The 16,320-nt window shown below is 72.4% G+C and carries 11 protein-coding genes and 1 pseudogene; 6 read left to right on the forward strand and 6 right to left on the reverse strand.

The features are described from left to right. The 4 genes from ACIPLC_RS36495 to ACIPLC_RS36510 form a co-directional block, all read left to right on the forward strand. On the forward strand, nucleotides 1-208 hold a 208-nt coding region (locus ACIPLC_RS36495; protein ID WP_400477363.1), incomplete at its 5' end, for a hypothetical protein. A 220-nt stretch (nucleotides 209-428) separates the two neighbouring features. Next, on the forward strand, nucleotides 429-1,517 hold the full coding sequence (locus ACIPLC_RS36500; RefSeq protein ID WP_400477364.1) for a hypothetical protein: 1,089 nt from the start codon (nucleotides 429-431) through the stop codon (nucleotides 1,515-1,517). A gap of 199 nt (nucleotides 1,518-1,716) precedes the next feature. Further along, nucleotides 1,717-2,577: a DUF3592 domain-containing protein gene (locus ACIPLC_RS36505; protein ID WP_400477365.1), complete on the forward strand. Its 861-nt coding sequence runs from the start codon at nucleotides 1,717-1,719 to the stop codon at nucleotides 2,575-2,577. Nucleotides 2,578-2,722: 145 nt separating this feature from the next. Beyond that, on the forward strand, nucleotides 2,723-3,352 hold the full coding sequence (locus tag ACIPLC_RS36510; RefSeq protein ID WP_400477366.1) for an ATP-binding protein: 630 nt from the start codon (nucleotides 2,723-2,725) through the stop codon (nucleotides 3,350-3,352). Between the two features lie 33 nt (nucleotides 3,353-3,385). Here the strand turns inward: ACIPLC_RS36510 and ACIPLC_RS36515 are convergent. Continuing rightward, nucleotides 3,386-3,856 (reverse strand): annotated as a pseudogene (locus tag ACIPLC_RS36515) (MFS transporter); the annotation flags it as partial. A 166-nt stretch (nucleotides 3,857-4,022) separates the two neighbouring features. Here ACIPLC_RS36515 and ACIPLC_RS36520 point away from each other — a divergent pair. Together ACIPLC_RS36520 and ACIPLC_RS36525 are read left to right on the forward strand one after the other, a co-directional pair. After that, nucleotides 4,023-4,616, forward strand: a complete 594-nt coding sequence (locus tag ACIPLC_RS36520; RefSeq protein WP_400477367.1) for a fasciclin domain-containing protein — start codon at nucleotides 4,023-4,025, stop codon at nucleotides 4,614-4,616. A 324-nt stretch (nucleotides 4,617-4,940) separates the two neighbouring features. After that, a complete protein-coding gene (locus tag ACIPLC_RS36525; RefSeq protein ID WP_400477368.1) occupies nucleotides 4,941-10,412 on the forward strand; it encodes a hypothetical protein in 5,472 nt (1,823 codons plus the stop codon). 202 nt (nucleotides 10,413-10,614) lie between these two features. Here ACIPLC_RS36525 and hypE read toward each other — a convergent pair whose 3' ends face one another. The 5 genes from hypE to hypB form a co-directional block, all read right to left on the reverse strand. Then, entirely contained in the window at nucleotides 10,615-11,700 is a 1,086-nt protein-coding gene (gene hypE / locus ACIPLC_RS36530) for a hydrogenase expression/formation protein HypE (RefSeq protein ID WP_400477369.1), read from the reverse strand. After that, nucleotides 11,693-12,817, reverse strand: a complete 1,125-nt coding sequence (gene hypD, locus ACIPLC_RS36535; protein ID WP_400477370.1) for a hydrogenase formation protein HypD — start codon at nucleotides 12,815-12,817, stop codon at nucleotides 11,693-11,695. Before hypD ends, hypE begins: the two co-directional genes overlap by 8 nt. Further along, complete coding sequence (locus ACIPLC_RS36540) at nucleotides 12,814-13,104, reverse strand: HypC/HybG/HupF family hydrogenase formation chaperone (protein ID WP_400477371.1); 291 nt, start codon at nucleotides 13,102-13,104, stop codon at nucleotides 12,814-12,816. The genes hypD and ACIPLC_RS36540 overlap by 4 nt, the downstream gene beginning before the upstream one ends. A gap of 61 nt (nucleotides 13,105-13,165) precedes the next feature. Next, nucleotides 13,166-15,499, reverse strand: coding sequence for a carbamoyltransferase HypF (gene hypF / locus ACIPLC_RS36545; protein ID WP_400477372.1), 2,334 nt, complete (start codon nucleotides 15,497-15,499; stop codon nucleotides 13,166-13,168). Further along, complete coding sequence (hypB, locus tag ACIPLC_RS36550; RefSeq protein ID WP_400477373.1) at nucleotides 15,496-16,320, reverse strand: hydrogenase nickel incorporation protein HypB; 825 nt, start codon at nucleotides 16,318-16,320, stop codon at nucleotides 15,496-15,498. The genes hypF and hypB overlap by 4 nt, the downstream gene beginning before the upstream one ends.

A 16,320-nucleotide genomic window follows, 5' to 3' on the forward strand; every position in this document is an offset into this window, starting at 1 on the left:
CACCGGCACCACCACCTACACCCTCACCCCCACCCACAACAACCAACACACCAAACTCACCATCACCTTCACCACCACCCCCCACGGCTGGCCCACCCTCCTCCCCAAACACACCATCCCCAACCAACACACCAAAGCCACCCACAACGCCCTCACCCACCTCAACACCCACCTCACCAACACCAACACAGACACACACACCCAATAACCGAGACCCAATAACCCACCGCCGCCAGCCCACAGACCACCCGCCCACCGCCAACTCCCGTGAATTCGATGCCCCGCCCTACGAGGAGCGCACGCGTCCCTTCGTCCGTCGCTCCGACCGCCCCTGGCAGCCGTCCCGTTCCGTGCCCCACCGCCACCACGCGAACAACGCCCTCCCTCAGGCCTACCGGCTGTCACCCCTGCCCGGCACAATCACCGGTATGACGATCACCACGAGCGTGCCGCCCCCGCGCAGCACCCCGGTCGCCCTCGCCCGCAGCTTCCTGACGGGTGCCGTGATCGGGGGTTCGCTGGCCGCGATCGTGGTCGGCGTGGTCGTCGAGAACGTGCCGTTGTTCGTCGGGGGCCTGGGTCTGCCCATCGGTTACGGCCTGTTGTTTCTCCTCCTCGGTGCGCCGCGGCGGGCCCGGGAGGCGGACGTCGTGCCCCGGACGGCGCTCGCGATGGTCGAGAGCCTGCGCGCCATCGGGGGTGAGACGAGCGACGTGCCGGTGCGGTTCGATCTCACCGTCGCGCCGGACGACGAGCCGGCGTACCGCGTCGGGATCACTCAGGACATCAATCTCGTCGACCTCCCCGACTACCGGCCGCGCGGCGTCCTGGTGGTGCAGTATCCGCCGGACCGGCCGTGGCGGGTGCGGATCGTGAAGCGACCGACACCGGAGTGGGAGGAACGGGCGGCCGGCGCTCACCTGGATTCGGCTCCCGAGTCGGCCATGGTGACCGAGCCTCCCGAGGTCCGTGCGATCGGCTTGGTCGGGCTCCTCGGCCTGTTGCTCGCCGCGGCTGCCGTGGTCTTCCTGTTCCGCGTGGACCTGTTCGAGCAGGAGGACTCCGCCTCCCCGACGCCGACGGTGTCTTCGACTTCTTCGACGTGGTCGACCACGGTGGTGTCCTCCGGGACCGGCACGGTCTCCCTCGGACTCGACCAGTCGTTCCTCGACGACGGCGAGTTGCGCCAGGCCGTCAACTCCCTCACCGAGGGCAAGGATCCACGCCAGGCGATCACCGTCTTCGTCCAGGAGCGTGTGCTGTCGGTCGTGTTCTCCCCGAGCGGCACGAAGGCTCCTCAGTTCGATCCGCTTTCCTTGCCGTACGAGCGCCTCCCCGCCCTGGTCAAGGAGGCCGAAACCACGCTCGGCGTCCGCTCCCCGCAGTCCTGGCAGCTCACCGCCGACCGCCTCGCCGGCTCCCTCACCATCAGGGTCGGCGTGACCGGGCCCGAGGGCAGTGCCTCGCTGGAGGCGGACGCGCAGGGCCAGGTGGTGCGAAGCATCCCGGCACGCTGATCACCGGCGCTTCACACGATTCAACCTCAAGAACGTTGGCTACCAAGCAACTTGGGGTCGCCGCCACGGCACCCCATCGACCCCGAACGTGGTAGATCTCGCACGCGACGGCTTGCCGCGACAGCCAAAGGAGCCCCGGTGCTCCACACCGGCGAGGGTGCGCACGGCGGACCGTACCAGAAGGGCAGGAAGAGGACGCATGGGCTGGCACGACTATCTGGCGCTCTGGTGCGGGGTGTTCGGCACGGTGGCACTGCTCGGGTACGGGCGGTCGCTGGCGGGGGTGACCCGGGCCCAGCGGACGGTCCGGGTGATGAGGCGGATCGAGCGGGTGCAGCAGCCACGACACGGGGGTTCCGAGAAGGACGGCATAGCGGTCGTCGTCTCCTTCCAGGACCCGTCCACCGGGCAGGAGTTCACCGTCACGAACGACGGTGATTGCGGCGACAGGATCAGCACCGCCTGGACGGGCCGGGAGATCGGGGTCCGCTACCCGCGCGGGAGGCCGCACGCCTTCCGGTTCACCAACGACCTCTGGGACGGCCGCTACGGGCTCGGCTGGCCGAACTTCGCGGTGTTCATGATCTACGTCGGGCTGGTGGTCGTCGCCGCGATCGACTGGGGCTGGCCGTGGGCACTGATCGGTGTCGGCGCTCCGTGGACCGTCGTCATCGCGTGCTACCTGCCTCGGGACGCCCGCCGCGTGCGGCGCCGCCTCGACACCCTGGCCGCCATGGTCCCCGTTCCGGGCCGTGTCGTCGCCGTCGTCAAGAACGTCCACACCGACGAGGACGGTTACACGTCCACCAGCCAGACGCCGGTGGTCGCCTTCACCACCCACGAGGGCGTGGCCGTCACCGCCTACTGCCCCTCAGGTCTGCCGGACCCCGCCAACTCGCACGGCCGGGACGTCACGATCCACTACTCCCCCGCCGACCCGGCCGACTTCACCCCGAACCTCGCGGCCGAACACCGTTCCAAGAAGAGGGACATCACCTGCACCATCCTGGCCCTTCTCGTCACGGCGTCGGCGGCAGTCGTGGGAGCGGTCCTGCTCTGAGAGCAGTCCTGCGCTGACACCCGACGGCCGGCGCGTCCCCGCGCGGCGGGCCGTCACCCGGCCCCGACCGACACGGATACCGCGATCCGTCGTCAGCCCCGGGACCGCTCTCAAGGCCGTCGTCATCCTGTGGGATCCTTGCCCGATGGATACACCGAGGGCCCAGTGGGTCAACACGACGCATGACTGGTCGAGCACCGTCGATACGGATCATCTGGCGCGTATCAGGCAGAGCCCGGCGGAGTTCGCTCCGGGCGGACCGTGGCACCTCGTCCTGGAAGTCCTCGGCTATGCCGCCGACGAGGCATCGGTCAGCGGCGGAGGACGCTGCGCCGTCGTTCTCCATGCCGACGGCTCCCTCTCGGTCAGGGACGACGGGCGGGGCACCGACACCCGACTGGACGAGCAGGGCCGGAGCGTGAAGAAGCCGGTCATGGCGACGAAGGACCTTCGGTTCTTCGACTTCCCGCAGGTCGAAGAACTGCCCGACGGTCTTCCCCGGCGCGGCATGTCCGTCGTCGCAGCGCTCAGTGAGTGGCTCGTCCACACCAACCGCCGTCTCAACGGGGCTTGGACCCAGCGCTACGAACGCGGCGTCCCCGTCACCGGGCTCGCGCCCGTCGAGGTGGACGGCACGACCGGGACACTGGTCCACTTCAAGCCGGGCACGTCGGTGGGCGCGGTCACCACACCGACCGCCGACGACCTGACGCGCCTGGCCTCAGCCTGGCCGCAGTTGGAGGTCCGGCTCGATGACCGGCGCGGGCCGCACTGACGTCCGACCGGCAGCGGTTCGAGCTCCCGCGTGTCAGATCAGGCTCGTAGCCTGACCCCGCGCGTTCCGGGGCGACCGCTCGCGGCGCGGGAGCAGCAGCGGGGTGGCGAGGAGGAGGATTCCGGCGGCGGCGATCGCGGTGCGGGGGCTGGTGGTGGCGGCCAGCGGCCCCCACAGGGCGGTGAGGGCCGCGATGGCGGCACTGCTGCTGATCGACCATGCTGCGAGCGTGCGGGCGAGCTTGTCGGGGTCGGTCCGTTCGAGCCGGTGGGTGGCCAGCAGCGGGTTGAACAGGCCGCAGCAGGTGACCAGGCCGAGCTGGACGGTGATGATGAGGGCGATCCCGGGCGCACCGGGCTGGACGAACGCCAGCCCGACGGGCCAGCACGCGCGCAGCACTCCGGCGGCGAGCAGCGTCCTGTGCTGCCCGAAGCGCGCCGCGAGCAGGCGGGCGAGGCGTGAGCCGATCAGGCCGCCGACGCACGGGGAGGCGAACACGACACCGGCGCGAATGCGCGGCGCCTCCGGACCGGTCCGCCGGAGCCGGACGCGCGCGCCCGGTAACGGGTGGTCAGTTGAGGTCAGTCCCGGGGATCACCCTGCTCCCGTGTCACTATCTGAGCGTATTCAGCCTGGATAGGCCGGTTCGCCCCCTTGAGGAGGACTTCGCATGCGTCGTCGCTCGACCCGCCCCGCTTTGATCGCGGCCTTCGCGCTAGCCCTCGTGCCGCTCGCGGGCTGCACCGGCGTGGGCAGCGACGCCGCCGCGCCGGCGGTAGCCGCGCCTCCTCCGCCGGAGAAGGCGTTCGGCCCGAGCTGCGCCGCGCTGCCGGCCGACGGCCCCGGGAGCCTGGCCTCGATGGGCGGCATCCCGGTGCTGTCCGCGATCGACCAGACCAAGGACCTGACCGCGATGTCCACGCTGATCAAGACGGCCAAGGCCAAGGACGTCTTCGACTCGATGGACAACGTCACCGTCTTCGCCCCGAACGACGCGGCCTTCGCCAAGCTGTCGGACGACCAGAGGAAGTCCCTGGGCGCCCAGCCCGGCGCGAGCGATCTGTTGCGTCGGCTGATCGTGGTCCGGGACCTGCGGAAGGCCGATCTGGCGGACAAGTCCTACACCTCGCTCCAGGGCGCGGTGATCAAGGCGACCGGCAGCGGGGACGACTACCTGGTCGGCGGTGCGCAGGTGGTGTGCGGCAGCATCCGGACGGCGAACGCGCGGCTGGCGGTGCTGGACCAGGTGCCGGCGTTCGGCTGAACGAGCTGAACGCACTGACGGAGCTGAACGCACCGACCGAGCTGAACGCACTGACCGATCCGGAACGTCGGCACACGGGTCGGGGTGGGGTGGTCCCCACCCCGACCCGCCGTTCCGGGCGGGTTTCCGACAGGAGTCCTCCGGGGTGGAGCACCGACTCCGCCGACACCCGCGAGGCCTGGCCGAAGCCTCCCAATAGGCCAACAGCAGGGATTCTCACGTAATGATCAGATGACACGGCCCCGAGTGACCGCTACACACCGTGACCTCGGTTATTCCTGGTCGCGCACGCGTACTGACGCGTGATCGCGAGAGGAGGCGCCGGTGCGTCCGGTGCGGTCGTTGGTCGACGGTCCAGTGTCCATCCTGCTGCGGGGCGTCCTCGCCCTGCTCTGCCTGGTGCCGCAGGGAGGATTCGCCGTCGCGGCGTCCCTGCACCCGCAGCGGAGCGCCCCGAACCTCGTCGAGCGGAACCGCGCCCAGGTCTCCTGCACGCCGTCCGGCACCAACACCAACTGCGTCCGCTTCACCTACAGCGGCGGCGACCAGACCTTCACCGTGCCGGCCGGGGTGAGCAGCGTCTACGCCCGCGTCTTCGGCGCCGGCGGCGCCGGGTCCCCCCGCCCGTACTACACCGGGCAGTACGGGGGCGGCGGGGGCGGCTACACCACCGGCACCCTCGCCGTGACGCCCGGTCAGACGCTCACCGTCACCTCCGGCCAGGGCGGCGTGATGAACAGCACCAGCTCGACGTACGGCGGCGGCGGCGCCGGCGGCGAGGGTCGCACGAGCGCCGGCACCAGCGCGACCGGCGGCACCGGCGGCGGACTGAGCGCCGTGTGGAACGGGGCCTACGGAAGCAATCCGCTCCTCATCGCCGGCGGTGGAGGCGGCTCCTCCCCAGGCGCCGACGCCACCACCCCGGCGGCCGGTAGCGGCGGCGGCACCAACGGCGGCCAGGACAACCAACCCGCCGCCTCCGGCCGGGGCGGCACCCAGACCGCGGGCGGCGCCGCGGCCACCCAGACCGCCTGTGCGGCGGCCGGGGCCGGCAGCCAGTACCAGGGCGGCCGCGGCGCCAACAACAGCGGCTACGAAGGTGGTGGAGGCGGCGGCGGCGGCTACTACGGCGGTGGCGGCGGCGCCTGCCAGCGCTCCGGCACCCTGGACGCCAACGGCATGGGCGGCGGCGGCTCCGGCTACAACAAGGGCACCGGCGTCACCAACACCCAGACCTCCAACGGCACCAACAGCAACGGCAACGGCCAGGGCGGCACCTCGGGCGGCCGCACCGATGCCCAGTACGTGACCGGCATCGGCGACGGCGGCGGCTACTCCAACGGCGGCGACGGCGAGGTCGTCATCGAATGGCAGACCACGGTCGGCCTGTCCATCACCAAGACCGCCGACAAGGCCGGCTACGTCCCCGGCCAGCCGCTCACCTACACCATCACCGTCCGCAACGCCGGCCCCGCGCCCGCCGTCAACGCGGCCGTCCGCGACGCCCTGCCGTCCGCGCTCTCGGGCTTCACCTGGACCTGCACGGCCGCCAGCGCGAACAGCGCCTGCGGTACGTCGAGCGGCTCGGGCAACCTCGACACCACGGCCACCATCGCGGCCAACGACAGCGTCACCTACACGGTCACCGGCACCGTCCCGTCCTCGACCACCGGGACGCTCAGCAACACCGCCACCGTCACCCGCCCCTCGGCGAGCACCGACCCCAACTGCGGCCCGACCTGCTCCAGCACCCTCGACACGCCGTCGCGGCCGACCACCGGCCTGTCCGTCACCAAGACGCCGGACAAGAACCCGTACGTCCCCGGTCAGCCGCTCACTTACACGATCGTGGTGAAGAACAGCGGCCCCTCCGACGCGACCGGGGTGAGTGTCAGAGACACGCTGCCCGCCTCCATCCGGAACTTCACCTGGACCTGCACGGCCGCCAGTGTCAGCAGCTGCGGCAGCACCGCATCGGGCACCGGGAACATCGGCACCACCGTCGACATCGCGGCCGGCGGCCAGGTCACCTACACCCTCACCGGCACCGTCCCGGCCGACGCCACCGGTGCGCTGGACAACCGCGCCACCGTCACCCCGCCGGGCGACGCCACCGACCCGGGCTGCACCCCGAACTGCACCAGCACCGCGAATCCGATCCCGCCGGGCGGGCAGGCCACCCTGGGCATCTCCAAGGTCCTGCTCACCAACCCGGTGGTGCCCGGGCAGCAGCTCCAGTGGCGGGTGACGGTGACCAACAGCGGGCCGTCGCAGGCCCGGAACGTGATCGTCAGAGACACGGTTCCCGGCGAGGTGAGCGGCGCCTCCATGAAAGCCGACACCGGCGGCGCCAACTGCCCCATCAGCAACGGGACGGCCACCTGCCCAGCCGTCGAAATCCCCGTCGGCGGCTCGCTCTCCTGGACGCTCACGGGCACGCTGTCACCCGACGCCACCACCACCCCCACCAACACCGCCACCGTGACCGGCGGACCCGACCCGGCCACCCCGACCCACACCGCAGTGGCATCGTCGACCGCCACACCGTCGCCACAGGCCAACCTGACCGTCTCCAAGGCCCTACTCACCAACCCGGTGGTGCCCGGGCAGCAGATCCAATGGCAGGTGAGCGTGACCAACAACGGTCCCTCGCGCGCCCGGAACGTGATCGTCAACGACACCGTGCCCAACGGGGTGAGCGACGCCTCCATGAAGGCCGACACCGGCGGCACCAACTGCCCCATCAGCAACGGGACAGCCACCTGCCCAGCCGCCGAGATCCCCGTCGGCCAGACACTCACCTGGACCCTGACCGGCACCCTCGACGCCAACGCCACCACCACACCCACCAACACTGCCACCGTCACCGGCGGCCCCGACCCCACCACACCCACCCACACCGCCGTCGCCTCGCCGACCGCCTCCCCTTCGGGGCAGGCCAGCCTGACGGTGTCGAAGGCCTTGCTCACCAACCCCGTTGTGCCCGGCCGGCAGATCCAGTGGCGGGTGACGGTCACCAACAACGGTCCCTCCCGAGCCCGGAACGTGATCGTCACCGACACCATTCCTGACGGCATCGCGAACCCGTCCCTGGCCCGGGACACGGACGGCAGTCTCTGCCCGATCACCGGGAACCAGGCGACCTGTCCCGCCATCGAACTCGCCGTCGGCCAGTCGCAGTCGTACACCCTCACCGGCACCCTGGCCTCGAACGCGACCACCACACCCACCAACACCGCCGTCGTCACCGGCGGACCCAACCCCGCGACGCCCACCCACACCGCCGTCGCGACCCCGTCCGGTTCGCCGTCCCCGCAAGCGGATCTGTCGATCGCCAAGGTGTTGGTGACGAGCCCGGTGGTGCCGGGCGGCCCGATCCAGTGGCGGGTCACCGTCACCAACAACGGTCCCTCCCGAGCCCGGAACGTCGTCGTCACTGACACCATCCCGGCGGACGTCCACAACCCGGCCGTGACCGCCGACGCCGACGGCACGCCGTGTCCGATCTCCGGTAACACGGCGACCTGTCCGGCCATCGAGATCCCGGCCAACGGCACCGCCTCCTACACCGTCACCGGCACGCTCGACGCCGCCGCGACCAGCACGCCCGTGAACGTCGTCTCCGTCTCCGGCGGCCCGGACCCCAACCCGTCGAACAACACGGCGACGGCCACTCCCACGGAGACGACCCGGCCGCAGGCGAACCTGACCGTGACGAAGATCCTGCTCACTGACCCGGTCGTGCCCGGCCGGCCGATCTCGTGGCAGGTCGCCGTCACCAACCAGGGCCCGTCGACCGCCCGCAACGTGGTCGTCAGCGACCGGATCCCGGACCAGGTGGTCGGCGCCATGATGACCGTGGACGCCACGGGCTCGTCCTGCCCGATCAGCACCGGCACGGCGACGTGCCCGGCGGTGGAGATCCCGGTCGGCGCGACGGCGACCTTCACCCTCACCGGCATGCTCGCCCAGGACGCCACGGCCGTGCCCGGGAACACCGCGACCGTCACCGGCGGTCCGGACCCGGCCACACCCACGCACACGGCGGTCGCCAGCCCCACCGCCACCGTCAGCCCGCAGGCGAACCTGACGCTCAGCAAGGTGCTGGTCACCGATCCGGTGGTGCCCGGGCAGCAGATCCAGTGGCGGGTCACCGTCACGAACAACGGGCCGTCGCGGGCCCGGAACGTCGTCGTCACGGACCAGATCCCGGCGGGAGTGTCGAGCCCGACCATGACGTCCGAGACCGACGGGGTCGCCTGCCCGATCGCGGGCGGCGTCGCGACCTGTCCGGCCGTCGAGCTGGAGGTCGGCCAGTCGCACGGCTGCAGCCTGAGCGGCGTCCTCGACCCCGACGCGACGGTCACTCCCACCAACGGTGCCTCCGTCACCGGTGGCCCCGACCCCACGGCCTCCTCGCACACCGCCGTGGCCTCGCCCACCAGCTCCCCGTCGCCGCAGGCGAACCTGACCGCCTCCAAGATCCTGCTCACCGATCCGGTGGTGCCGGGCGGCCCGATCCAGTGGCGGGTCACCGTCACCAACAACGGTCCCTCCCGGGCCCGGAACGTCGTCGTCACCGACCGGATCCCGGACGGCGTCGGCAACCCCGCGATGACCGACGACACGAGCGGGGCCGGCTGCGCCATCACCGGCGGTGTCGCCACCTGCCCGGCGGTGGAGATTCCCGCCGGAGGCACCGTGAGCTGGACGCTCACCGGCACGCTCGACCCCGCGGCCACCAGCACACCGGTGAACACGGCGGTGGTCACCGGCGGGCCCGACCCCGCCACGCCCACCCACACCGCGGTCGCCTCGCCGACCGGTCCGCCCTCCCAGCAGGCCCGTCTGACGGTCTCCAAGGTGCTGCTGACCTCCCCGGTCGTGGCCGGCGCGCCGATCTCCTGGCGGGTCAGCGTCACCAACGACGGCCCCTCGCGCGCCCGCAACGTCGTGGTCACCGACCGGTTCCCGCAGCAGGTGGACCACCCGGTGCTGACCGCCGACGCCGACGGCACGCCCTGCCCGGACACCGGCGGCGTCGCCACCTGCCCGGCCATCGAGCTGGCCGTCGGCGCCACCGCGACCTACACCCTCAGCGGGACCCTCTCGCCGGACGCGACGGAGGTCCCGGTGAACTCCGCCGTCGTCACCGGCGGCCCCGACCCGTCCGCCACCGCGCACACGGCCGTGGCCACCCCGACCGAACCGATCACCGTCCGGCACGACCTGCACCTCGCCAAGCAGGTCTCCCCGGCCGACCCCGGCCCCGGTGACAAGGTCACCTACACCGTCACCGCCACGAACCGCGCCGGCGCCACCTACCACGGCGCCGTCGTCGTCGACGACTTCACCGGCGTCCTGGACGCCGCCGTCTACGACGGCGACGCCCACGCCACCATCGGCCGGATCTCCTACAGCCGGCCGCGCCTGACCTGGACCCTCGACCTCCGCCCCGGAGCCACCGAGACCCTCGTCTACACCTTCACCGTCAAGTCCGACGCCGGCGGCAAGCGCCTCGACAACCGGATCGTCTCGCTCGGCGACGGCAGCAACTGCCCCGGTTCGTCGAACCGGTCGGTCCGCTCCGCCCAGGAGGTGCCGGAGCCGTCGACGACCACCGACGGGCCTTGCGCCACCAGCATCACCGTCAACCCGTCGCAGCCCTCGCCCAGCCCCACCGGCGGCCCGCTGCCCCCCACCGGGTCGGACCCCATGCCCCTCGCGGGCCTGGCGGCCTTCGCGATGCTCGCCGCGGGCGGCCTGTTGCTGGCACTCCGCCGGACCCGCCGCTGACAGCCGTCCTGCCGGTCCCAAGGCGCGCTCTGGGACCGGCAGGACCCCGATTGCGTCGGGCCCTGCGGCCCTGCGGCCCTGGTGACCGCAGGCTGATCGCCCGCCCCGCACAAGGATCGGGGCTCGTACCGGTGAAGCCGGTACGAGCCCCGATCCCGTTCCCGACCCGGTGGCGCGGACGCTCACCGGCGGGCAGGCGGCCTCAGCAGATCCGCGGGAGCTGCTCCCCCATCGGCAGGTCGATGACGCGGGTGCCTCCGAAGGGGGTGCGGCAGACGACCATCCCGGGGTGGTCCGCCACGCACTCGCCGATGACCGCCGAGCGCGCGCCCAGTGGGTGCGCCCGCATCGCGGCAAGGACGGCGTCGGCGTGCTCGCGCGGCACGAAGGCGACCAGCTTGCCCTCGTTGGCGACGTAGAACGGGTCGAGCCCGAGGATGGCGCAGGCGTTGGCGACCTGCGCGGGCACGGGGACGGCCCGCTCGCTGACCACGACGCCCACCCCGGCGGCCTCGGCGATCTCGCCGAGCGCCGCCGCGAGGCCGCCCCGGGTGGGGTCGCGCAGCACGTGCAGGTCGGGTGTGACGGCCAGCATGGCGGCCACCAGTCCACCGAGGGCGGCGCAGTCGCTCTCGATCTCGACGCCGAATTCAAGGCCCTCGCGCACGCTCATGATGGCCACGCCGTGCAGACCGATCTCACCGCTGACGATCACCACGTCGCCGGGGGCGGCGCGTTGCGGCCGGATGTCGACTCCGGCGGGGACGAGCCCGATGCCGGCGGTGTTCAGGTACACGCCGTCGCCGTGGCCGGCTTCGACGACCTTGGTGTCACCGGTGACCACCTCCACCCCGGCGACCCGGGCGGCGGCGCCCAGCGCCTGGGCGACGTGCGCGACCACGGCCGTCTCCACGCCCTCCTCCAGGATGAAGCCACAGGACAGATAGGCCGGCTGGGCCCCGCTCATGGCCAGGTCGTTGACGGTGCCGTTGACCGCGAGGTCACCGATGCTTCCGCCGGGGAAGAAGAGCGGTCGCACGACGTAGGAATCGGTGGAGAAGGCGAGTCTGGCGCCGCCGAGCTCGACGACCGCCGAGTCCGCGAGCCCGGCGAGCACCGGCCCGCCGAAGGCCGGGGCGAACAGGTTCGCCACCAGTTCGGCGGACAGCACCCCGCCTCCGCCGTGCCCCATCACCACCCGGGGGTGGTCGCGCAGCGGCAGTGGGCAGCTCCATCCGAGGATGTCCGGGGCGCCGCCGGCCCCGGTCAGGATCCGGGTCTCAGCCAACGGGGCTCGCCTCCCGGGTCATGCCCGGCGCGTCGAGCCGCCGGTAGAGGTAGTAGGCGGCGCAGGCGCCCTCGCTGGAGACCATGGTGGCGCCGAGCGGGGTGCGCGGGGTGCAGGAGGTGCCGAAGGCCTCGCACTGGTGCGGTTTGAGCAGCCCCTGGAGGACTTCCCCGCTGCGGCACTGCGCGGGTTCGACGGTGGTGATCCGGGTGACGTCGAAGCGGTGCTCGGCGTCGTGGTCGCGGTAGCGCGGGGAGAGTCGCCAGCCGCTGTCCGGGATGACGCCGATGCCGCGCCAGGCCCGGTCGGTCACCTCGAAGACGTCCTCCAACATGGCCCGGGCCGCCGGGTTGCCCTCCGGTCGTACGGCCCGCGCGTAGGCGTTGTCGACGGTGTGCTCGCCGCGCTCCAACTGCCTTACGGTGCGCCGGATTCCCTCCAGGATGTCCAGCGGTTCGAAGCCGGTGACGACGATCGGCACCCGGTGGCGTGCCGCGAGCGCGGGGTATTCGTCGGTGCCCATCACGCTGCACACGTGTCCGGCGGCGAGGAAGCCCTGGACCCGGCACTGCGGCGAGTTCATGATGGCCTCGATGGCGGGCGGCACCCGTACGTGCGAGACGAGCATGCTGAAGTTGCCGATGCCCCGCTTCCTGGCCTGGTGCACCGCCATGGCGTTGGGTGGGGCGGTGGTCTCGAAGCCGATGCCGAAGAAGACGACCTCCCGGTGCGGGTTCTCCTCGGCGATCCGCAGCGCGTCCAGCGGGGAGTACACCACCCGGACGTCCCCGCCCTCGCCGCGCACCCGGAAGAGGTCCCGACCGGTGCCGGGCACTCGCAGCATGTCGCCGAAGGAGCAGAAGATCACCTCGGGCCGGGCCGCGATCTCCAGTGCCTTGTCGATCACCTCCAACGGGGTGACGCACACCGGGCAACCCGGCCCGTGGATCAACTCGACCTCTGGCGGCAGGAGTTGGTCAATTCCGTGCCGGATGATGGTGTGCGTCTGGCCGCCGCACACCTCCATCAGCGCCCACGGCCGGGTGACCGCCGCCCTGATGTCGGCGAGCAGGCCGCCGGCCAACTCGGGGTTCTGGAACTCCTCCAGGTACCTCACCGCTCCTCCTCCCGCATCACCGAAGCCGCCGCGGCCTCCCATGGGTCTCCGAACTCCTCCTGGATCAGGCCGAGTTCCTCGAACAGCTGCAAGGTCCGGCGGGCCGATTCCTCGTCCAGCCGCTGTAGGGCGAACCCGACGTGGACGATGGCGTACTCGCCCACCTTCAGGTCGGGCAGATATTCCAGGCACACGTCCTTGACGACCCCGCCGAAGTCGACGACCGCCATCCGGGTCCCGCCGCGTTCCGCGATCTCCAGCACTCTTCCGGGTACCGCCAGGCACATTGCGGTCTCCCTCCTCTCTCCGGTTCCTCCGAACCTGCCGAACTCCGTACGCGCGGCCCGCTCAGCCGTCGGCCCGCGCCGCCACCATCAACTGGCCCAGCGCGAGCCCCGCGTCGTTGGGCGGCACCCGGCGGTGCCGCAGCACGGTGAACCCGTCCTCCGCCAGACCCCGCGCGCACGCCGAGGAGAGCAGCGCGTTGGCGAAGACGCCGCCGCTCAGCGCGACCACCCCGGTGCCGTGCCGCCGCCTGGTCTCGGCGCACACCGCCCGGACCAGTGCGGCCACCGCCGCATGGAACCGGGCGGCGATCAGCCCGGGCGGTGCCCCTGCCGCCAGGTCCGCCACCACCGCGGCCAGCACCGGCCCGGGTCGGGCGGTCACCATCCCGCCCTCATCGGCGAGTTGGAATGCGTAGCCGCTCCCCGGGCCGGCTGCCGGCCCGTGCGCGAGGGCGGCCGCCTCCAGCTCGATCGCCGCCTGCGCCTCGTACCCGGCGTTCTGGCAGACCCCGGCCAGCGAGGACACGGCATCGAACAACCGGCCCATGCTGGAGGTCGGCACGCAGTTCACCGACCGATCCAACTGCTGCGACAGCAGCCGGAGTTCGCCCACCGGGCAGGCGCGCACCGGCGGCAGGTCGGCCGCCCACGGCAACCCGGCCGCCCGCAGATGGGCCAGCGCCATCCGGTACGGACGCACCACGGCCGCATCGCCCCCCGGCAGCGGAACGTAGTCGAGTCGGGCGAGGCGTCGAAAGCCCCGGTAGTCGGCCAGCAGCGCCTCTCCGCCCCACACCGCGCCGTCCTCCCCGTAGCCGGTGCCGTCGAAGGCGATCCCGATCACGGGCCGGGTGCCATCGAGGCCGTGCTCGGCCATCACCGAGGCGATGTGCGCGTGATGGTGTTGTACCTCCCGCACCTCACGGCCCCGGGCCGACCTGCGCACGTGCCGGGCGGAGCGGTAGCCGGGGTGACGGTCCACCACGAGCACCTCGGGCCGCACGCCGGTGACGGCGCCGAGGTGGTCCACCGCGCGGTCGAAGGCCCGGAGGGTGGCGAGGTCGTCCATGTCGCCGAGGTGGCCGGACAGCCAGGCGTAGCCGTCCTGGGCCAGCGCGAAGGTGTTCTTGAGGTCGCCGCCCGCCGCCAGCGCGGGCCGCACCGGCACCGGCAGGGGCACCGGGAGGGGAACGTAGCCGCGCGAGCGCCGCACCGGCAGCAGGTGCCCGTCCACCACCCGCACCACGGAGTCCTCGCAGGGCACGTGGATGGGGCGGTCGTGGCTGAGCCACCCGTCGACCAGCGGGGCGAGGCGGGCGACGGCCTCCCGGTCGTCCGTCACGATGGGCTCACCTGAGAGGTTGGCGCTGGTCATGACCAGCAGTCCGGGGCCGGGAGGGGCGAGCAGGAGGTGGTGCAACGGGGTGTAGGGCAGCAGCACGCCGAGGTCGGGGCTGCGTGGAGCGGCGGCTTCCAGCTCCGCGAGCCGGTGCGCCCCCCGGCGCAGCAGGACGATCGGCCGCACCGCGCCGGTGAGCAGTTCCTCCTCGACGGGCCCCAGTTCCACCGCCCCGGACGCCGCCAGCGTCCTGAGCTGTTCGAGGTCGCGGGCCATCAGGGCGAAGGGTTTGTCGCCGCGCCGCTTGCGCCGGCGCAGCAGGGCGACGGCGTCCGCGTTCGTGGCGTCGCAGGCCAGGTGGTAGCCGCCGATGCCCTTGACGGCCAGGACCGCTCCGCAGGTGATCAGGCGCCGGGCCTCGGTGAGCGCCTGCTCGCCGTCGAGCACGGGGAGCCCGGGGACGGAGAGGGTGAGGGTGGGTCCGCAGGTGTGGCAGGAGACGGGCTGGGCGTGGAAGCGCCGGTCGGCCGGGTCGGCGTACTCGCGGGTGCAGTCGGGGCACATCGCGAAGGCCGCCATCGTGGTGTTGGCCCGGTCGTACGGCAGGGCGGTGACGATGGTGTGGCGGGGCCCGCAGTTGGTGCAGCTGATGAACGGGTGTCGGTGGCGGCGGTCGGCGGGGTCGGCCAGTTCGGCGAGGCAGTCCGCGCAGGTGGCGGTGTCCGGGGGGATCTGGGTGCGGTGCGGTCCGTCGGCGCGGGAGGGTGCGATGACGAAGCCCGGTGCGCCGGTGACGGCCAGCGGCCGGTGTTCCACCGAGGCGACGTCGGCGAGCGGGGGCGCGTCGCTGGCGATCCGCCGGCAGAACGCGGCCACCGCCTCGCCGGAGCCCTCGATCTCGGCGAGTACGCCCTCGCCGGTGTTGGTGACGCTGCCGGACAGGCCGAGTTCGGTGGCGAGGGTGAAGACGAACGGTCGGAAGCCGACGCCCTGGACGAGTCCGCGCACGGCTACGCGGCGGCGCTGGAGCGGGGGCGGCTGCTGATCCGTAGTCACGGCAGGTCCACCACCGGGTGCGGGTGGTCGTGGGCCCCCGCGAGACCGTGGACGTGGCCGTGATCGGGGTCGTGATCGTGATCGGGGTCGTGGCCGTGGCCGTGGCTGTGGCCGTGGCCGTGGCCGTGGCCGTGCGAGCCGGCCATCACCGGCCGGTGGACCCGCGCGCCGGCCAGCACGGCGAGCGCCCGGTCCAGCAGTGCCCCGGCTCCCTGCCCGGTTCGGGCCGAGGTGAAGACCACCTCCACCCCCGGGTTGACCCGCGCGACGCTCGCGAGGAAGGCCGCTTCGTCGAACTGTGCCGCGGCCGCGAGGTCCGCCTTGGTGACCAGCACCAGGTTGGCCAGTCCGAACGCGGTCGGGTACTTGAGCGGTTTGTCCTCACCCTCGGTGACCGAAGCGAGGACGACCCGCAGCGACTCGCCGAGGTCGTAGGAGGCGGGGCAGACCAGGTTGCCGACGTTCTCGACGAACAGCAGCCGGGTGTCCGGCGGCAGCCAGCCGGCCAGGTGCCCGCGCAGCATCGCCGTCTCCAGGTGGCACAGGCCGTCGGTGAGGACCTGCTTCACCGGCGCCCCCGAACGGGCCAGCCGACGTGCGTCGTTCTCGGTGGCGAGGTCCGCGGTGAGAGCCGCGACGGGCACCCCGCGCTCCCGGGCGAGGCCGAGTTCGGCCTCCAGGAGCGCCGTCTTGCCACTGCCCGGGCTGGACAGCAGGTTCACCACGACGGTGCCCCGAGCGGCCAGTTCCGCCCGCAGCCGCCGGGCGTCGTCGTCGTTGCGGGCGAGAACCGCCTGCCGGAGATCGACGGTGCGACACAT

Source organism: Kitasatospora sp. NPDC086801 (assembly GCF_044745805.1).
Lineage (GTDB): Bacteria > Actinomycetota > Actinomycetes > Streptomycetales > Streptomycetaceae > Kitasatospora.